Source organism: Falsihalocynthiibacter sp. BN13B15, assembly GCF_041205415.1.
Lineage (GTDB): Bacteria > Pseudomonadota > Alphaproteobacteria > Rhodobacterales > Rhodobacteraceae > Falsihalocynthiibacter > Falsihalocynthiibacter arcticus.
Window position 1 is genome coordinate 489517 of record NZ_JBGFCE010000002.1, and the last position, 17372, is coordinate 506888.

At 55.2% G+C, this 17372-nt stretch carries 24 protein-coding genes and 1 tRNA gene; 11 read left to right on the top strand and 14 right to left on the bottom strand.

Annotated features, from left to right (window positions below; all coding sequences use genetic code 11):
• The first annotated feature begins 36 nt into the window (after positions 1 to 36).
• Complete coding sequence (locus AB9F26_RS04980) at positions 37 to 744, top strand: DUF1223 domain-containing protein (RefSeq protein ID WP_335584836.1); 708 nt, start codon at positions 37 to 39, stop codon at positions 742 to 744.
• On the opposite strand, the gene AB9F26_RS04985 is transcribed toward AB9F26_RS04980, so the two are convergent.
• Together AB9F26_RS04985 and purB are read right to left on the bottom strand one after the other, a co-directional pair.
• A complete protein-coding gene (locus tag AB9F26_RS04985) occupies positions 741 to 1865 on the bottom strand; it encodes a flagellar motor switch protein FliG (protein WP_369767432.1) in 1125 nt (374 codons plus the stop codon). The genes AB9F26_RS04980 and AB9F26_RS04985 overlap by 4 nt on opposite strands.
• A gap of 165 nt (positions 1866 to 2030) precedes the next feature.
• Positions 2031 to 3338, bottom strand: coding sequence for an adenylosuccinate lyase (gene purB, locus AB9F26_RS04990; protein WP_369755448.1), 1308 nt, complete (start codon positions 3336 to 3338; stop codon positions 2031 to 2033).
• Between the two features lie 105 nt (positions 3339 to 3443).
• On the opposite strand from purB, the gene AB9F26_RS04995 reads away from it, so the two are divergent.
• Entirely contained in the window at positions 3444 to 3857 is a 414-nt protein-coding gene (locus AB9F26_RS04995; protein WP_369767433.1) for a DUF6314 family protein, read from the top strand.
• Here AB9F26_RS04995 and AB9F26_RS05000 read toward each other — a convergent pair.
• Positions 3844 to 5067: an alpha/beta fold hydrolase gene (locus AB9F26_RS05000; RefSeq protein ID WP_369767434.1), complete on the bottom strand. Its 1224-nt coding sequence runs from the start codon at positions 5065 to 5067 to the stop codon at positions 3844 to 3846. The two genes, AB9F26_RS04995 and AB9F26_RS05000, sit on opposite strands and share 14 nt — an antisense overlap.
• Before the next feature lie 152 nt (positions 5068 to 5219).
• On the opposite strand from AB9F26_RS05000, the gene AB9F26_RS05005 reads away from it, so the two are divergent.
• The gene (locus tag AB9F26_RS05005; protein WP_369757504.1) at positions 5220 to 5480 is read left to right on the top strand and encodes a hypothetical protein; all 261 of its coding nucleotides are present in this window, start codon (positions 5220 to 5222) and stop codon (positions 5478 to 5480) included.
• A 20-nt stretch (positions 5481 to 5500) separates the two neighbouring features.
• Here AB9F26_RS05005 and glnA read toward each other — a convergent pair whose 3' ends face one another.
• Both glnA and AB9F26_RS05015 read right to left on the bottom strand, forming a co-directional pair.
• Entirely contained in the window at positions 5501 to 6907 is a 1407-nt protein-coding gene (gene glnA / locus AB9F26_RS05010) for a type I glutamate--ammonia ligase (protein WP_335584842.1), read from the bottom strand.
• 59 nt (positions 6908 to 6966) lie between these two features.
• On the bottom strand, positions 6967 to 7305 hold the full coding sequence (locus AB9F26_RS05015) for a P-II family nitrogen regulator (protein ID WP_335584843.1): 339 nt from the start codon (positions 7303 to 7305) through the stop codon (positions 6967 to 6969).
• A 246-nt stretch (positions 7306 to 7551) separates the two neighbouring features.
• Between AB9F26_RS05015 and AB9F26_RS05020 the strand changes: the two genes are divergently transcribed.
• Positions 7552 to 9072 (top strand): NAD(P)H-hydrate dehydratase, encoded by a 1521-nt coding sequence (locus AB9F26_RS05020; protein ID WP_369767435.1) that lies wholly within the window; start codon positions 7552 to 7554, stop codon positions 9070 to 9072.
• Here the strand turns inward: AB9F26_RS05020 and AB9F26_RS05025 are convergent.
• Complete coding sequence (locus AB9F26_RS05025) at positions 9053 to 9523, bottom strand: Hint domain-containing protein (RefSeq protein WP_369767436.1); 471 nt, start codon at positions 9521 to 9523, stop codon at positions 9053 to 9055. The genes AB9F26_RS05020 and AB9F26_RS05025 overlap by 20 nt on opposite strands.
• A 296-nt stretch (positions 9524 to 9819) precedes the next feature.
• On the opposite strand from AB9F26_RS05025, the gene AB9F26_RS05030 reads away from it, so the two are divergent.
• Positions 9820 to 9903 (top strand) — tRNA-Leu (locus tag AB9F26_RS05030).
• A 71-nt stretch (positions 9904 to 9974) separates the two neighbouring features.
• Here AB9F26_RS05030 and xerC read toward each other — a convergent pair.
• The 7 genes from xerC to AB9F26_RS05065 form a co-directional block, all read right to left on the bottom strand.
• Positions 9975 to 10997 (bottom strand): tyrosine recombinase XerC, encoded by a 1023-nt coding sequence (gene xerC, locus AB9F26_RS05035; protein WP_369767437.1) that lies wholly within the window; start codon positions 10995 to 10997, stop codon positions 9975 to 9977.
• Positions 10991 to 11194, bottom strand: coding sequence for a helix-turn-helix transcriptional regulator (locus AB9F26_RS05040; protein WP_369767438.1), 204 nt, complete (start codon positions 11192 to 11194; stop codon positions 10991 to 10993). Before AB9F26_RS05040 ends, xerC begins: the two co-directional genes overlap by 7 nt.
• Positions 11195 to 11216: 22 nt before the next feature.
• Positions 11217 to 11369 (bottom strand): hypothetical protein, encoded by a 153-nt coding sequence (locus AB9F26_RS05045; protein ID WP_369767439.1) that lies wholly within the window; start codon positions 11367 to 11369, stop codon positions 11217 to 11219.
• 46 nt (positions 11370 to 11415) lie between these two features.
• Positions 11416 to 11790 (bottom strand): hypothetical protein, encoded by a 375-nt coding sequence (locus AB9F26_RS05050; RefSeq protein ID WP_369767440.1) that lies wholly within the window; start codon positions 11788 to 11790, stop codon positions 11416 to 11418.
• A 152-nt stretch (positions 11791 to 11942) separates the two neighbouring features.
• Positions 11943 to 12359 (bottom strand): hypothetical protein, encoded by a 417-nt coding sequence (locus AB9F26_RS05055; RefSeq protein ID WP_369767441.1) that lies wholly within the window; start codon positions 12357 to 12359, stop codon positions 11943 to 11945.
• A complete protein-coding gene (locus tag AB9F26_RS05060) occupies positions 12356 to 12595 on the bottom strand; it encodes a hypothetical protein (protein ID WP_369767442.1) in 240 nt (79 codons plus the stop codon). The genes AB9F26_RS05055 and AB9F26_RS05060 overlap by 4 nt, the downstream gene beginning before the upstream one ends.
• 225 nt (positions 12596 to 12820) lie before the next feature.
• Positions 12821 to 13129, bottom strand: a complete 309-nt coding sequence (locus tag AB9F26_RS05065) for a helix-turn-helix domain-containing protein (RefSeq protein WP_369767443.1) — start codon at positions 13127 to 13129, stop codon at positions 12821 to 12823.
• Positions 13130 to 13219: 90 nt separating this feature from the next.
• Between AB9F26_RS05065 and AB9F26_RS05070 the strand changes: the two genes are divergently transcribed.
• Together AB9F26_RS05070 and AB9F26_RS05075 are read left to right on the top strand one after the other, a co-directional pair.
• On the top strand, positions 13220 to 13510 hold the full coding sequence (locus AB9F26_RS05070; protein WP_369767444.1) for a hypothetical protein: 291 nt from the start codon (positions 13220 to 13222) through the stop codon (positions 13508 to 13510).
• Positions 13503 to 13943 carry a hypothetical protein gene (locus AB9F26_RS05075; protein WP_369756906.1) on the top strand — a complete coding sequence of 147 codons (441 nt, stop codon included), beginning with the start codon at positions 13503 to 13505 and terminating at the stop codon, positions 13941 to 13943. The genes AB9F26_RS05070 and AB9F26_RS05075 overlap by 8 nt, the downstream gene beginning before the upstream one ends.
• Before the next feature lie 20 nt (positions 13944 to 13963).
• Here the strand turns inward: AB9F26_RS05075 and AB9F26_RS05080 are convergent, their stop codons facing one another.
• Positions 13964 to 14923 (bottom strand): exonuclease domain-containing protein, encoded by a 960-nt coding sequence (locus AB9F26_RS05080; RefSeq protein WP_369767445.1) that lies wholly within the window; start codon positions 14921 to 14923, stop codon positions 13964 to 13966.
• A 189-nt stretch (positions 14924 to 15112) separates the two neighbouring features.
• Here AB9F26_RS05080 and AB9F26_RS05085 point away from each other — a divergent pair, with 189 nt between their 5' ends.
• The 4 genes from AB9F26_RS05085 to AB9F26_RS05100 all read left to right on the top strand — a co-directional run bounded on the left by AB9F26_RS05085 (position 15113) and on the right by AB9F26_RS05100 (position 17336).
• On the top strand, positions 15113 to 15292 hold the full coding sequence (locus AB9F26_RS05085) for a hypothetical protein (RefSeq protein WP_369767446.1): 180 nt from the start codon (positions 15113 to 15115) through the stop codon (positions 15290 to 15292).
• The gene (locus AB9F26_RS05090; RefSeq protein WP_369767447.1) at positions 15289 to 15894 is read left to right on the top strand and encodes a helix-turn-helix domain-containing protein; all 606 of its coding nucleotides are present in this window, start codon (positions 15289 to 15291) and stop codon (positions 15892 to 15894) included. Before AB9F26_RS05085 ends, AB9F26_RS05090 begins: the two co-directional genes overlap by 4 nt.
• 81 nt (positions 15895 to 15975) lie before the next feature.
• Positions 15976 to 16563, top strand: coding sequence for a hypothetical protein (locus AB9F26_RS05095; RefSeq protein ID WP_369767448.1), 588 nt, complete (start codon positions 15976 to 15978; stop codon positions 16561 to 16563).
• 2 nt (positions 16564 to 16565) lie between these two features.
• Positions 16566 to 17336: a hypothetical protein gene (locus AB9F26_RS05100; RefSeq protein ID WP_369767449.1), complete on the top strand. Its 771-nt coding sequence runs from the start codon at positions 16566 to 16568 to the stop codon at positions 17334 to 17336.
• The last annotated feature ends 36 nt before the right edge of the window (positions 17337 to 17372 follow it).

Sequence of the window (17372 nt, forward strand, 5' to 3'; positions counted from 1 at the left end):
TACAAGGTTAAGAAACAGATGTATCGGAAAGATTTTATGACGGCAATTTGGACACGCGCAGCACGCGCCCTTGCACTCTCTCTTGGCTTTAGTGCGATTTGCGGTGCCGCCAATGCGCAGTCTGGACCTGTTGTCGTGGAACTTTATACCTCTCAGGGGTGCTCGTCTTGTCCACCTGCGGATGCGCTTTTGGATCAATTGGCGCAGCGTCGCGACATTATCGCCTTGGGGCTGCATGTCGATTATTGGGACTACATCGGATGGAAAGATGTCTTTGGCGACCCCGCCTTTACCGAACGCCAGCGCAATTATAGCCGCGCGGCGGGAACGACGGTTGTGTATACCCCGCAAATGGTGATTGGCGGGGTTGAACATGTGGTTGGCAACAAACCTGCCGATGTTGAGCGAGCGATTAAGAAAGCCATGGGCGTGGTTTCCCCTGTCACGCTTTCGGTGGTTAAAAACGGCCCGCTGTTCGTGATCGAGGCGCAGTCCAAGCAACGTGCGGATATGGTGGTGCAATTGGTGCGGTTCGTGCCAAATCAATCGGTAAAAATTCGCGGGGGCGAGAACAATGGGCGGGAAGTGTCGTATTCCAATATCGTGACCGATTGGCGGGTGCTTAAGAAATGGAACGGCGCAACGCCTTTTACGGTAAAAGTTGATCCCAAGGGCGCGCATCATGCGATCATCATTCAGCGCGCGGGGCATGGCCAGATTTTGGCCGCGGCGCGTTTGGATTAATCTTCGGGCGGATCATCATCCATTCTCAGGAAGATTTCGCCCGCCGCCTCAAGTTGACGGACCGAAGCCACAAGTTTGGTTTGGGCATCATCTGAATCTTTGGCTTTGATAACGCCCGCTTCTTCCATTTCTTCGAGGAGGCTTGCTGACAGTCGTTTGGACATGCTTGCGAGAACAAAGTCGACGGTCGCATTGTCTCCCCCTTGTTTGGCCGCAGCGAGCGCGGTCACAAGATCGGCCTGATCTACGCCGCGCAAAACTTTGGCCATGTCGCGGGGGTGAATGCGCTGGGGAATATTGGCGAAGGTGAAAATCGCCTTGCGCACAAGGGCGCCGAACTCTTTGTCATCCTCATCCAGCCCATCCAAAACCTCGTCGCGACGGGTGGCGGCCGAGAAGTTCAGGATTGCGCCGACACGGTCAACGGGGTCGTCATCAAAGGCGACGGGGGGCTGGTTGTTGAGTTGGGTGGCGAGGGAAACGCCGATGCGGCGCACGGCCTCTGGGGTGACGGATTTGGTTTGGGAAATCGCATAGGCAATGCGGCGCGCGCGTTCGCCCGCAATCATGCCAAGCAGTTCGGCGGCGCGGGGCACGGCGAGTTTGGAGATCATCACGGCGCAAATTTCAATTGCTTCGGATTCCAGCGCCACGAGGAGAATGTCAAGCGGGAGATCGACGACTTTTTCCCAAGGGTCACCGTAGAAAACGCCACCCGCTTCACGGCGCAAGCGCGTGACCATCGAGGGGGAGAGCGCGCCTTCCAGAACCTTGAGCGCGCCATCAAGGCCACCGGGGAAGAACATGCCGACACTCTCGATTTCCGAGAGGAATTCCTCGATAACGGAGATCATCGTCTCGCGACTGATACTTTTCATGCTGCCCATAGAACGGGTCAGAGTGTGTTGTAATTCCTCGGGAAAATCAGAAATCGGGAGCTTGGCGCCATCCGAGAGGAGCAGGCGCACGATGATCGCCGCTTTTTGGGCGCGGGAGAGTTTGGGGGCGGGGCCGGAATTTGAGGGGAAAGACGGTGTGGCGGGAAAGCCACTTCCAAGGGCATTGCCCATGGGAGGCAAATCTAGGGGGAAATCGCCGATTGGGGCTAAAGCTGTGCTCACGAGTGTCTCTCCATTCTGGATGTCCTAGGAATGCACCAGAGATGTTAAGAGAGGCTTTAAGAAAGGGAGGTTAGAGAAAATTCTCAGTAGTTTTTCGGCGTAGGTCTGAAAAATCCCGCCAGAAGGTGTCTGACGGGATTATAAGTGTTTGAAATTTGGGCTGGGTTAGCTTTTGCCAAAGACCCGTGCAAAGATCGTATCGACGTGTTTTGTGTGATAGCCGAGGTCGAATTTTTCCTCGATTGCTTCAACGCCAAGCGCTTTTACGACCGCGTCGTCCGCGAGCAATTCAGTTTTGAAATCACAGCCCGTTTCCCAGACTTTCATCGCGTTGCGTTGCACCATGCTGTAGGACTCTTCGCGCGACACGCCGGCTTGGGTGAGGGCGAGAAGCACGCGTTGGGACATCACGAGGCCGGGGAATTTGTTCATGTTGGCGAGCATATTCTCAGGGTAAACTAGGAGTTTGTCGATCACGCTTGTGAGACGCGCGAGGGCGAAATCGAGGGTGATTGTGGCGTCGGGGCCGATGTTGCGCTCGACCGAGGAGTGCGAAATATCGCGCTCGTGCCAGAGGGCGACGTTTTCGAGCGCGGGGATTACGGTCATGCGGACAAGACGCGCGAGGCCTGTGAGGTTTTCGGTGAGGATAGGGTTTTTCTTGTGCGGCATCGCCGAAGAACCCTTTTGGCCCATCGAGAAAAACTCAGCCGCTTCAAGCACTTCGGTGCGTTGCATGTGGCGGATTTCGGTGGAAATGTTTTCCACGGTCGAGGAGACAACACCGAGGGCGGCGAAGAAAGCTGCGTGGCGGTCGCGCGGGATAACTTGGGTTGAGATCGGCTCTGGCTCAAGGCCAAGTTGGGCGCAAACGTATTCTTCTACGGCGGGGTCGATATTGGCGAAAGTGCCGACCGCGCCAGAAATCGCGCCTGTGGATATTTCTTCGCGGGCAGTTTTTAGGCGGCGCAGGTTGCGGTCCATTTCGGCGTAGAAACGCGCGAAGGTGAGGCCCATTGTCGTTGGTTCGGCATGAATGCCGTGGGAGCGGCCGATACGGATGGTGTCTTTGTGCTCAAGGGCGCGGCGTTTGAGGGCAGCCATGAGGCCCTTTGCGTCCTCAATGAGGATGTCGGCAGCGCGCACGAGTTGGACGTTGAAACAGGTGTCCAAAACATCGGAGCTGGTCATGCCTTGGTGGACGAAACGCGCTTCTTCGGAACCGACATGCTCGGCAAGGTGGGTGAGGAAGGCGATGACGTCATGTCTGGTTTCGGCTTCGATTTCGTCGATCCGTGCCACGTCAAATTCAACGTCTTTGGCTTTCCAAACGGCGTCGGCGTTTTCGCGCGGGATGACGCCAATATTGGCCATGGCTTCGCAGGCGTGGGCCTCGATTTCATACCAGATTTTGAATTTGGTTTCAGGTGACCAAATGGCAACCATTTCGGGGCGAGAATAACGAGGGATCATGGGGTAGCCTTTTTTAGGGAAACAGACATGGCAGAGGCGCGCGGCTTCTCATAGACTGACGGGGCACAGGCGGCAAGGCCACGCGGCGTAAAGGGACGTGACAAAGTGAGTTTTTCACCAGATTTAGCCGATTTTCGCGGCGAATGGGCGTTGGAACGCGATATTCAGAGCGAAATTGCGGGTCAGGCGGGGCGGTTTTCGGGGCGGGCGTGGTTTTGCGCGGCCGAGGGGGGCTTGGCCTATCGCGAGGTTGGGAAGCTGCATCTTGGGGCGGCGGTGATTCAGGCGGAGCGGCGGTATTTTTGGCGCGAGGCGGCGGGCGAGATTGAGGTTTTGTTTGCCGATGGGCGTCCGTTTCACAGCTTCACCCCCGCCCAAACGGTGGCCACGCATTTTTGCGATCCTGACGTGTATCAAGTGGCCTATGATTTCGCCGATTGGCCATGCTGGTCTTCGCGCTGGCGGGTGACGGGGCCGCGCAAAGACTATGTGATGACCAGCCGCTTTAGTCCCGTTTAGCCCCAAGAACCGTCGTGATGTGGGATTTTTTCTCAAGGGTTTGATGCACGGGGCAGCGATCGGCAATTTCGAGAAGGCGCGCGCGTTGGGTCGCATCGAGGGAGCCCGTGAGGTGGATTTCGCGGTGGAAACTATCAATTTTTTGCGGCGTCGTTTGACAGGCGTCTTGGGCGTGGACCTTATTATGGGTCACGTCGACCTGAACCGAGTCCAGCGGCCAGCTCTTGCGACGGGCATACATGCGGATGGTCATGGAGGTACAGGCGCCAAGGCCGGCGGCGAGGAAGCCATAGGGCGACATGCCCTGATTTGTGCCGCCATAGGCGTGGGGTTCATCGGCTAATGCATGATGAAACGGGCCAGAGGTGACGTCTTGCAGGAAGCCCGATGGATCGGCCTCCGAGACGCGCACAATCCCTTCGGGCGCGCCAATCGGCGGGGCAGGGGGCGCGAGTTTGAGGTAGCGCGAGGCCCATGTAGCAATCACTTCGGCGACATATTCGGCATCTTCGGGGCGGGTCAGAAGGTGGTCGGCGCTATCTAATGTGACGAAACTTTTGGGGTGTTTGGCGGCGGTGAAAATATCGGCGGCGTTGTCGATGCTGACAATTTCATCGCGGGGCGCATGCATCACCATGAGCGCGGCTTTGAGCTGGGCCAAATCGGGCAGGATGGGGGCGTTGGCGATGTCGTCGATAAAGGTTTTACCAATGGTAACCGGACGGCCGCCAAGTTCGACTTGGGCGGAGCCTTGGGCGTTGATTGTCGCGAGATCGTTCTCAAATAAATGCGCCACATGCGACGGGTCGGCAGGGGCGCCGATGGTGGCCACGGCTTTGATGTTGGGTAAGGAGAGCGCCGCGCGCAGGACCGCCGCGCCACCCAAAGAGTGGCCGATGAGGAGGGATGCGGGGGAGCCGATACTCTCAAGATGGGCCGCAGCAGCGAGGAGATCTTGGGCGTTGCTGGTGAAGTTTGTATTGCCAAATTCACCGTCTGAATGTCCCAAGCCCGTGAAATCAAACCGCAAAACGGCAATGCCCATTGAGGCAAGGCGCGCAGAAATCCTACGGGCGGCGGGGATGTCTTTGCCACAGGTGAAACAATGCGCGAAAATCGCGGTCGCCAAATGCGGTCCGTCGGGTCGATCAAAACGGGCGGCGAGCTTGTCGCCATCATGGCCGACAAAAGTGAGTTTTTGGGGGGGCATTGGACTTCCTTGTTGCAGGATTTGAGAATGGGGTGCGGGGGCGATTTGGGCAAGGGGGGACGGGGGCACCTCACGCATTGGTGAGGCGGCGCGGGTCTTTGTGAGGTCGAAATTGGGCCGGTGTTCGGGGCGGGGTCACCTAAACTTGCGTTATGATCGAGATCTTGAATACGTTCCATCCGCCCGAGCAAGCCACGCGCGCCTGTGCGCCGCGTATGCCAGGACTTGCGCCGCTTGGGTTTACGGATTGGCTTCAGATTTCGGAGGTTTACGGGCCGCAGATGGCGTTGCGGCGGGAGTTGTTGGATTTGGTTTTGGCACAGGTTGCGGTGGCTCGAGCCCCGCCTTTGGCGACTCTGGCGCAATCAGAGGCATTCGAAAAACGAAAAAGGGCGCCCGAAGACGCCCTTTAAGATATTGAAACCGTTAAATATTAACAGCTGTAGTACATTTGGAATTCCACAGGGTGTGGTGTGTGTTCAAAAGTGTAAACTTCTTCCCATTTGAGGGCTGCGTAGCCTTCGATTTGGTCTTTTGTGAACACGTCGCCCTTGAGCAGGAAGTCGTGATCCGCTGCCAATTCTTCGAGCGCTTCACGCAAGGACGCACAAACCGTCGGGATGCCAGAAAGCTCTTCTGGTGGCAGGTCATAGAGGTTTTTGTCGGACGCCGCACCGGGATCGATTTTGTTGAGGATGCCGTCAAGGCCAGCCATCAACAAGGCTGCAAAGCAAAGGTAGGGGTTTGCTGCGGGATCAGGGAAACGCGCTTCAACGCGTTTTGCCTTGGGGGATTCCGAGAACGGAATACGCACACAACCAGAGCGGTTGGACGCGGAATAGGCGCGCAGAACGGGGGCTTCAAAACCAGGGATCAAACGCTTGTAGGAGTTTGTCGATGGGTTTGTGAAGGCGTTCAAAGCTTTGGCGTGCTTGAGGATACCACCGATGAAGTACAAAGCTTCTTGGGAGAGATCCGCGTATTTGTCGCCCGCAAAGAGCGGCTTGCCGTCTTTCCAGATCGACATGTTTACGTGCATGCCAGAGCCGTTGTCGCCATAGATTGGTTTTGGCATGAAGGTCGCGGATTTGCCATAGGCGTGCGCGACGTTATGCACAATGTATTTGTATTTTTGCAGGTGATCGGCTTGCTCGGTGAGCGTGCCAAAGATCAGGCCAAGCTCGTGCTGACAGGAGGCAACCTCGTGGTGGTGCTTGTCAACTTTCATGCCCATACGCTTCATAGTGGAAAGCATTTCGGAGCGAATGTCTTGGGCATCGTCGATTGGGTTGACGGGGAAGTAGCCGCCTTTGAGACCAGGACGGTGGCCCATGTTGCCCATTTCGACTTCTGCGTCTGTATTCCAAGAAGCGTCCAGCGCGTCAACTTCGTAAGACACTTTGTTGATCGAGTTGGAGAAGCGCACATTGTCAAAGAGGAAGAATTCAGCTTCTGGGCCGAAATAGGACGTGTCACCTACGCCGGAAGCGATGAGGTAAGCTTCGGCTTTTTCCGCGGTGCCACGTGGGTCGCGGGAGTAGGCTTCGCCGGTATCAGGCTCAACAACGGAGCAGTGAATGCAGAGTGTTTTTTCCGCATAGAACGGGTCCATATAGACCGATTTTGGGTCTGGGATCAATTTCATGTCGGATTCGTTGATCGCTTTCCAGCCCGCGATGGACGAGCCGTCAAACATGAACCCGTCTTCGAAGAAATCTTCGTCGACGATGTCTGAGATCAAGGTGACGTGTTGGAGTTTGCCACGTGGGTCTGTGAAACGAACGTCCACATATTCAACATTTTCGTCGGCAATAAGTTTGAGAACGGCAGCTATGCTCATCTGTTTCTCTTCCCTCTGGTTTAGTGTTAGATTAGAACCGCTTGCGCGGCGTTGTTAACTTACAATGCGTCTTCGTTGGTTTCGCCGGTCCGGATGCGGATGGCCTGTTCAATGGAGGACACAAAGATTTTGCCATCGCCGATTTTGTCGGTTTTAGCAGCATTGATAATGGCTTCGATTGCGGCATCTACCTGATCGGTGGCCAGCACGATTTCGATTTTTACTTTGGGCAGGAAATCGACAACATATTCGGCGCCACGGTAAAGCTCCGTGTGGCCCTTCTGACGGCCGAAACCCTTGACTTCAATTACCGAAAGACCCTGAACGCCAACTTCTTGGAGCGCTTCTTTTACCTCGTCCAATTTGAACGGTTTGATAATGGCTTCAATTTTTTTCATTGTGCGTCTCCTTTGAATGGGTCGGGGAATCTCCGCTGTCGAAGTGTTCAGAACACTTTCCTAATCAGGGAACAATTGGCTATGCTGACGCATCCACGGTGGGGGCGGGGAATCTGGGCGTTAAGTTCGTTAATTGTGCGATTTGATTAAAAATAGGGCAGTATGAAAACTTTTGGGGCAATGCAGGTCCAGAGGTTTCGGACTGGTGACTTTGATTTCCTCAGGAATAAGTTTGAAAGTGAAGTTATGACGGACCTTATAACAGCGGCGCAAATGCGCGGTGTCGAACAAGCTGCGATCACGTCGGGCGCGGTCACAGGGCTTGAGTTGATGGAGCGGGCAGGGCGCGGCGTAGTGGCGGCCATTTTTGAGGAATGGCCAGAATTTGCGCAGTCCGGCGGGCGCGCAGTTGTGCTCTGTGGGCCGGGAAATAATGGCGGCGACGGCTTTGTGATTGCGCGTTTGTTGCGGGAGTGGGGCTGGGAGGTGGAGGTTTGTTTGTGGGGCGGTCCTGCGCGGCTTCCGCCCGACGCCAAGGCGAACTATGTGCGTTGGTGTGCACTTGGCGCGGTGCATCCATTGGGGGAGCCGGTATTTGAGGCGGCAGAGTTGGTGGTGGATGCCCTGTTTGGCACGGGACTTACGCGGAAGTTAGAAGGGCTTGAGAAAACGGCATTGGCGATGAAGGACAGGGGGGCAGCAGGGCGTCCCAAGGTTGTCGCGGTGGATGTGCCAAGTGGTTTGAGTGCGGATAGTGGCCGTTATGTGGGGGAAATCGCCGTTGAAGGGCGCATTTCTGCGGATCTGACGGTGAGTTTTCATCGGGCCAAAACGGGGCATTACTTGGCGGATGGCCCTGCGGCCTGCGGGCGGTTGGTGGTCAAGGATATTGGTTTGGACGGATTTTGTGTGTCTGGGGAGGGAGTCCGTTTGGCGAGCCCGAATGCGGAAAGGCTCCAAAAACGAGGCGAAGGGCATAAGTTTTCCCATGGACATGCGTTTGTGCTGTGCGGGGGTGTTGGCCACGGCGGCGCGGCGCGGTTGGCGGCGCGCGGGGCTTTGCGGATTGGCGCGGGGTTGGTGACGCTCGGGTGCCCTCCGGCGGCGATTTTGGAAAACGCCTGCCAGCTTAATGCGGTGATGCTGGCGCGGGTTGCGGATAGGGCGGGGTTGACGGAAATCCTTGAAGATAGCCGGATCAACGCGCTTTGTGTGGGGCCGGGGCTCGGGAGCCGCGCCGAGACGCGGGGTCTGGTTCGGGCGGTGCTTTTGGCGCGGCGCGCGAGCGTGGTGGATGCCGATGGCTTGTCGGCGTTTGCAACGGCCCCTGCGGATTTGTTTGAGATGTTGCATGAGGCATGTGTTTTGACGCCCCATGCGGGCGAATTTGCGCGGTTATTTCCGGATATCGCAGAGCATTTGTCGGCAGGATGTACCAAGGTTGATGCCGTGCGAGAGGCTGCTGCACGAGCGGGATGTGTGGTTTTGTTGAAAGGGGCGGATACGGTAATTGCGACCCCAGAGGGGCGGGCTTGTATTAACGCCGCCGCCTATGAACGCGCGGCGCCGTGGTTGGCAACGGCGGGGTCGGGAGATGTATTGGCGGGGTTTATCACAGGGCTTCTGGCGCGCGGATTTGCGCCCTATGAGGCGGCGCAGACGGCAGCTTGGCTGCATGTGGACTGCGCCCGCATTTTTGGAGCGGGGTTGATTTCCGAGGACTTGCCGGAGGTTTTACCGAGCGTTCTTAAGCGTTTACACGGATAGGCGGCGCGCTGGCGACTTCGAGACCGTCCACATAGAGAATATGCGGCGTTTCAAACTCAAGTGCATAGAATACAGTCTCTGTGGAGGTTTCGCGTGCAATGAAGTGACCGTCCGCAAGGCGGCTTACGGGCACCAAAGCTTCGGCCTCGCCAAACATCGCTTTCGCCCGCCAGTCGCGCAACAATATGCGTTGCCCTTCGGCGACCAGAAGTTCGCTTGCGGGACGATCATGCCCCAAGACGCTGGCGCGAATACGGTAGGCCGAGTCGGAGCGGGTGGTGGTGACGGCTTTGAGTTGCGCCATGCCGATGTCGCGCGTGATAATGCGGTCCCCCGCGCGCAGATGCTCGACAGGCATTTCGCCTTTCAGCGTTAGGACAATACTTCCCGTCGCAAAGCCGGACGGCAAGGTTGGCCCAGTGTCTTCGATTTTCCGCGCAAGATTCGTCACAAGGCACGCCTGGGGAGCGTTCCCTGTTTGCGCGCGTCGGACCGTTTTCGGTTTCATAGACGTGCTCTCTTTTAACCGCCTCAAGGTTTTCCTCAACCTAGGGCACAAAGGGGGAGACTTAGGTTTTTTTTGGCGGAAATTCGTTAATATTTGATTGATGTTGCCCCGAAGACTCGCATTGAGGGCAGTTCTTTTGGCGGGGCGGCGAAAAAACTTTAATATTGGCGCATTTTCCACTCGCATAGGGGAAACCTCTAGGCTAGAAGGGCGCGAATGGTGGCCTCGGCCCCATGAGTGCGGGTGTGGCGGAATGGTAGACGCACCAGATTTAGGTTCTGGCGCCGCGAGGCGTGGAGGTTCGAGTCCTCTCACCCGCACCACTTTGATTTTATTATATAAAATTGATAAAAGTGGTGTTTCGCTTAGTTGGTCAATTCTCAAGTTTATCAATTTAGTTATCACTTTCACGTTTCGTATTTGTTCTGTTCCTCCTTTCTTGTGCAGTCTTGCTGAGCTTTTTTTGATTGGCTTGGGCGCGATACTTTTGAACCATCGTCAGCGTCTTATGCCCCGTCACGGCTTGAATTTCGGAATCGCTACATCCAGCGTCTGCGAGCTCACGCGCAGCATTGTAGCGCCAGCCATGAATAACAAACTCTTTGGCCCCGATTGCTTCGCGCACTTCTAGAACCAGCTTTTGAACGTGGCGCTTTGAGATCGGCGTCGTGAGGTTCTTTGCTAGGATGTGCTTGCCTGCCCTGGGGGCATTCGCTAAATGTGCGCGAAGTCTGGCAGGGCAGAATACCCAAACGCGGCTGTTTGTCTTTTCCTGCAAGACTTCCATGTATTCGCCGTCAAAATGGCTCCACTCCATTTTCACCACGTCGCCAATGCGCTGGCCTGTTCCTGTGCAGAGATGAAAAGCCAGCAATTCAGTATCTAGGCTTTCACGTTTACAATAACGTTCGAAGGCTTCGAGCTTATCTTCTGGCCATGGATGGTATTCTCCTCCCTTTAACTTCGAGACGCCCGATGCGGGATTGGCTATGATCCATTCCAACTCAATTGCATGGTTGGCTAGGATTGAAAGCTGCTCAACCATCGCGTTTGCCTTGCGCCATGTGTCGGCATAGGCATCCCTTGCAGCAATCACATCTCTACGGCGCATTTTCGTGAAGTCACGTTTCCCATTTTTCTCTCGGATCAGCTCAAGGGTCCGGCGGTATTCCGTGCGGGTGTTGGGCTTAAGGCTCTTAAAGCGAGGCGTTTGGTAGTAGCTCGTAACCAGGGCGTCGAAGGTAGTTTTTGTTATGCTGGTTTTGCCCGATCGGATCTCCCAATAGGCGGTATCAAACTCTCGGCTATCTGGGTCGTCGGGCAGGCGGATATACTTCCCTGATCGGCGAAAATACCAGTACTCTCGGCCTTTTCGCGTGATTTTGTGCAAGTGAGGTTTGGTTGTTTTCTTCACCATTCAAATTGACCGTCCATGATTTCACCGCTCTTTATAGCCTCAAGTTCCCGCACGGACCAACGGACATACTCGCCGCCGATCGTTACGGGTTTGGGCAATGCACCTTTTTCCACCAACCGCTTGAAGTCGGCGCAGGGCATTTCAAGCATTTTTGCCGCGGTTCGTTCGCTGGCAAAGATTGGTGATTGTCGATTCATAGCCAAGGCTCCTTCGGTAAAGTCATCGGATTGCCTCCCAACTTGCAAAGCCAATCCAGACAATTAGAAACCATCCAGTGAGGATAATGATTGCCCAGAAGGCGAGCATCGCAGCACCTTCGAGGAGGACCCATGCTTTCCCGACCAGTCGGTTAGAGTTGTGGGGCTCCGTCATGATGCGGCCTCGCTTTTTGTCGTGCGGATTTGATGTTCCAACTTGGCTATCGCGAGTATCGCTGGTCTAAGAGGAATTTGACCGCAGCCATGTTCGCTGTCGCACTTAAGATTTGTGCGGACAGGATTTCGACGGTCGTTCTTCTTCTTCGTGCAATTCTGCGAAGGCTTTCAGACGTGTGTGGTTCTAGCTTCAACAATTCCATTGCTGTTTTCTGGGCGGGGACATAGGCGGCTTTGGGACGGCGTGCCCTCCTTCTCGCAGGGAATTTGATGCCTCGTTCTCTGGCTTCGCGAATGATCACGTTGAAGGTGCTCCTCGACATGTTTTGGTCGGTCTGTTCCCTTATTTCGTCAAACTTCATGCCAAGACGCGCCAGATCGACGACGTGCGCGTTACGTTTTGTGAAATCTTTCGGCATGACGGTCTCGCTGTTTTGAATTGGGCGCGCGCAGCTGGGAATTCCGTGAGTGAAATGGCTGCGCGCGCGTTTGTGCGGGTGGGAGGCTCCCGCGGTTGTAAAAGTGGCCGAAGGCGGGAGGAAGTACCTTCGGCCGAGGTGGCCGATCCGTTTCAAGCGTGGGTCGGCTGAGGTTTTTTGTGTTTGCCGATCGCGGCCAATAGTTGGCGCGCAAGGTGGCTATCTTCTGGGGTGCCGAGTGATTTCAGGATCTCGCAATGGGTTGCGATATCTGCGTCGCTGATGATGTCAGGAAGGCGTAGTGCGTTGCGCGCGGTGTTCAGTTTCTCGGCGGTTTCAATGCGGCGGCTGGCGCATTTCATCCAGTCGCGGATGGCCTCAATCGGGGAGGTGCCAAGGCCGGTGATTTCGAAAAGCTGTACCTCGACCAAATGGGCCACGCCGCGCGGCATGATGGGCCATGTGCCGCCTTGCTCCACGACCCAGCTTGCAAAATGGCTGGGGCGTTCTTCTTCGGTGCGCATTTGGAGCGAGCCGATACAGGTTTGAATGTGCTCTAGATCGATCATGTGCACGACGCCGCGTTTTGGACGCGATAGGCGAGCAGTTCACCGATGACGTCAGGCAAGTACATTGCGAGGGCGGCTTGATCTTCCAAAGATATGACGCCGAAAACGCGCTCTGGGCCACCTTTGGCGAGGGTGCGAAGGGCGTGGGTTGGGACAAGTTCTTCATTGCTCAGCACTTTGTCAGGCGTAGCCGCTATCGCTTGCGCTGTTGCTCGGGGTAAATCGGCTAGAAACATAAAGACCTCCATCGGGTTGATGAAAGATCATTAATGGACGATTTTTCCACTGTCAAATAAAATTATGGACAAAACATCCATTGCTATGCCGTGTGATATCAGCCAAATCTTGGCGCAATACTATTTTGAAGCAATCATGGGGTAGGGTGATTTGAGTAGCTATGGGTTTGGAGAGCGTGTTTTGTTTTGGGTGTCTAACTTAACAGGCGTGTCAATTGATAAAGTTTACAGCTTCTCGCCGCGTTGTATTGTAGTTAAGGCGTCGGCGAGGTTCTTAGGCAGTTCTGTCAAGCGGCCACGGTAGATGAAGTCCATTGAAATCCCCCACTTTTCGGCAATAATATAAGCCATATCGGCTTTTAGGGGTTTTGTCCCATTTTCAATTTTGGTGTAGCTGGATCGATCAATTCCCACTGAATCAGCGAAATCTGCTTTATTCAGTTTGTAGTGATTTCTAAGTGCTGCGAGCCGTTCCCCGACTAGAACCGGATGGAAAGGGTTGTGAGATGTATGGGTGTTTTTGATGTTTTTCATACTTCAATTATTGCCTATGTATGGAAGATATTTCCATGGATGTTTTGTCCACTATTGACTAATGGTAAATTCTTCCACTAATTGTGGAGAATGGATGATTTTTCTACTTTCAGAGATTTGATTGCATTGTGGCCTTCTCGGGCGGCATTTGCTGAAGACGTGAGTGTATCCTTAGGAAGGGTGCATAAATGGGCTCAAAAAAACAGCATTCCGGCACCGTACTTAAGCATTATTTTGACCGCTGGTAAGAATAGGCGTTTTGATATTTCCGCTGATCTTCTTTTGCGGCTGTCTAGTTCGGGTCTCGAAAGGAAAGTTCTCTGCCCCAACCTTGAGGGCATTTCCCAACATTTAAAAAGAAACGAGGTTTCCAGTGGGTGATCCAGTTACGCGCGGGATTTTCGACGGGCTCGTGCGCCGCGCTGGCGGCGTTGATGCCGTCGCGGCGGTTTTAGAGGCCCGTTATGGTACAGGCTCAAAGGGCACGGTTTCCAAGATGTGCAGCGGCATCATTGGCGTCACGGTGGACGCGGCGGTTGCGGTGGAGGACTTCGTCGGCGCTTTCCCGATCACCAACCGGATGTTTGAACGCACCGGGCGCGAGGGGGTTAAGCATGGCTGCCTCAAGGAGCTGGCGGCGCAAAGCACATTGGCGACGGGGCAGGCGCACTCCGCCCTGATCCGCGCGTTTTCGGCAATCAGCGATGATCCCGAACAATTGACCGACAAAGAACGCGCCGAGGTCATCGCGGAAATGCGGGCGGCGCGGCAAATCATCACCAACATAATCGACGCAGCGGAGGCGGCAGGATGAGTGCCCCTTACGCGATGGAGCTAGGTTCTAACCAAATCGAGAAACTCTCCTTCACCAATGATTTTGATGGCGCAGCCTTCTGCAATCAGTTCTTCCGCGCGCCGGTGTTTAGTGCTCTTTTCGTGCCCAGCAAGCAGGGTCAGGTCCTGATCGCCGACGATCAGAAGTGTGATTTTTTTCGAAATACCTGCTTTTACAGAAATACCTGCTCCGGCAGCGGTTGTGGCCGCTTCGGTTCTCGAAAGTTTCAGTTGGCCAGTGAAGCAGGCGACATGACCAAAGAGCGGCCCTTTATGGTTGCCCTCTACTGCGATCGAAACGGGAAATTTGGCCGCACCCTTTCGTGCGGGAGCGGCAAGTTCAGGGAACTGCAGACTGGTTCTCTCCTCTGCAAGCAAAACGATGCAGGCGGCAGCTCTTGCGTCTTCTTCGGCATCATGGTGCTTGAAATCCAGCGCAAGTTCTTGCTTGAGGTTTGCGAGGCCGTGGCCACCATTGCCAGTAAATTCCGGCCACGCCTTTCGGGCAATCCTAACACTATCGAGCCAATTGGAACGCAAAGCCGGTATTCCATAGTTTTTGCTCGCGGCATTGAAGGCTTGTTTGTCAAAATTGCTGTGTTGTATGAGCGTATGCCGTTCAAGAAACGGGCGCAGAGATTGGAGAACGCTGGAAAAATCTGGCGCGCCTGCAACCACATGTTTGTCGATGCCATGGAGATTGGAGTTAAAGCTTTCAAACTTCTCTTTGGGGTCGACAAAATAGCTCAAAGTCTCGATCTCACCGTCCTCGGTGACCATAGCGAGGCCAATCTGGCAGATGCTGTGCTGGTTCCCATTAGCTGTTTCCACGTCCACAGCAACAAATCTGAATGTGCGGTCGAACAATTCATTTTGTCCAGGCCTACTCGAGGCGTTTTGCGTGACAGCGGGGCTCGGGTCGGTACTTCTAAAGATATTGAGGAATTTCCGTATCATCATAAAGCCTTATGCATACTAATTAATCTGGCGACGTTAACAACGCTAATCCCTTCAAGTCCAGTAAAACCGCGTTCGACTGGTTCGCAATCTAGCTTAGTGCGTGATTGGCTTGGACCATTTGTACGCCCTTTTGAAGGGTGTTTCCGCATCGGAAATGGCTTGTGGTTCCGAGTTTCACAGACATTTATATTGCCGAGTGACCGGACTTTTTTACTCGCGGCAGTCGCATATCTCACTGCATTGTTTTCGGCAATCAGCGATGATCCCGAACAATTGACCGACAAAGAACGCGCCGAGGTCATCGCGGAAATGCGGGCGGCGCGGCAAATCATCACCAACATAATCGACGCAGCGGAGGCCGCAGGATGAGCCATAAAGCAACCAATTGGCTGTCGGGTATTCCGGCCGATTTGATCGGGGCAAGCGAGTTCCGCATCCTGTTTCACCTCTGTGATTGTCACAACCCTTCGAAGGGTTGCTTCCCGACGCAGGCCTATTTACGGGGCTGTACGGGGGCCTCAAACGGCACGGTGAACAACGCTCTCAATGCGCTCGAAGCGAAGGGATTGATCGCCCGCCATCGGGAACGCGAGAAGGGCTCAAAAAGGCAAAAACCGACACGCTATATTCTGGGTTTCGAGATGGAGAAATCGCCAAACCCGTCTCCAAATACTGGAGATGGAGCCGTCTCCAATCTAGGGGGCGACCCGTCTCCAATTTGGCGGCAAAGCCGTCTCCAGCCCACTGGAGAGAAACCTGTAAGTAAACCAGTAATTAACCATGCGCGGACGCGCGAGGCGCAGTTTTTCACAAACTCCGAGCAGTTTGAAGCAAAGCAGGTTTGCGAATTTGTGAAGGGCGGCGGCAAGCCAAATGCGCAGGCCATTCCCAGCCGTGTTTTGGAATGTTTGATCGCCAAAACGATGCTGTCGACCGATGAGATGAAACGGGCAGGGCTTGGGAAGAAGTGAGTTCCTTTTTTTGAGGAGCCGACTCCAATAATTGGAGTTGGGCTTGAGGCAAGTGAAGATTGAGCGGAGAGGATTGAGGCGATGAATGCGGAAGAGTTGAAGGCAGGCAAAGAGCGGGTGCGCGACCTTCTGATTGCGCCGTTGGTCGAGTTGGGCATGAAGCGTAAGCGCGGCGACACGGTTGAGGCGCATGACAAGATGCTCGATAATTTGGCCGCCATTCTGGCCTACATGGATGCGCCGAACCTCAAGGGCCTCAAAAGCGTGATGATCGGCTTGGCTGGTGGCAAGGCGCGCGACCAGTGGCCGTCGCAGATCAGCTTTCTAAACAATGCGAAACGGTTTCAGGAGCCCGAGGCGAGCGACAGCGAAATGGTCCATAGCCTGATCGGGTCCAAGGCAGGGCAGCGCGCCTATGAGGGCGGCTATCTGGTTGAGTTCTATTCCGATTTGAAGGCGGGCAAGCATGTTCTTGGATCTTATGCGGAGCGGAATTTGCGCGAGCGCGGGGCCGCCAATAAGCGGCGGTTGGATCGTATTCGGGCGCAGCAGGACCGCGACACCGCGCTGCCGTCGGATCTGAACTGGATGGCGGGATATGCGGGTTATGAACGCCGTGCGCTGGCGGTGCTGGAGGCAGAAAATTGCAAAAACGAGGCGGGCGCATGAACATGGCAAAGATTGAGGTAGGTGGCGTGGTGCGGGTTACTCCGGCGGGAGTGGCGCGGGTTATTTCCAAGCGGTTGGTGGAAGCTGAGGCGGCGCGGATTGCGGCGGTGAAAGCGCGCGGCACGGTACCGCCGCTCTGTGGTCCAGAAATTCCAGCAGCCCCAGCACGTGGTCCTGTGTTGCGGTTTGAACCGCTGGAAACTGCTGTGACCAAGGAAGGCAACATTCGCGTGGTGCGATCGGGGTTTGAGGGGCGCAAGGCGTTGCGCGCGGCGGACATCTTTGACGTGATGAATGCCCAGGCGGCACGGCGCAGCCAAGGTGCCAACATGTTCAGCAAACGGCAAATGGATGCCGGGCGGCTCTACCGCGATCTGGTGGAGCGTCACAGCTCGGCGGGCGTCAAATGCTCCTCACTTGAGGCCACGGGCGGCGGCGGATCGGGCGGCAATTTCATGGATGCGGTGCTGGCGGCAGGCGAGGAAATCCGACGCCAGCAGCGGCTGATTGGCAGCGGTGCGGCGATGGTGGTGCGACGGGTTCGCCCCTCGGCGCGCGGCTCGCGGGTGATGATCTATGACCGTGTTTTAGTGGATATGGTCTGCCTGCAAGAAAAAAATCTGAGTGAAGTCCTGACCGCGCACGGCTGGTCCTTGGGTGGCAATGTTTCTATTGTTTTCAAAGCGCTGTGCGCCTGTCTTGAGAGGATGTCTGGCGCGCAGAAGGGCGGCTCAAGGATCCTCTCGTGGGCAGAGGGGCAAAATTTGTGTTGATCTTTATTTAATCCGCGTCCACTTATGTCGATAATA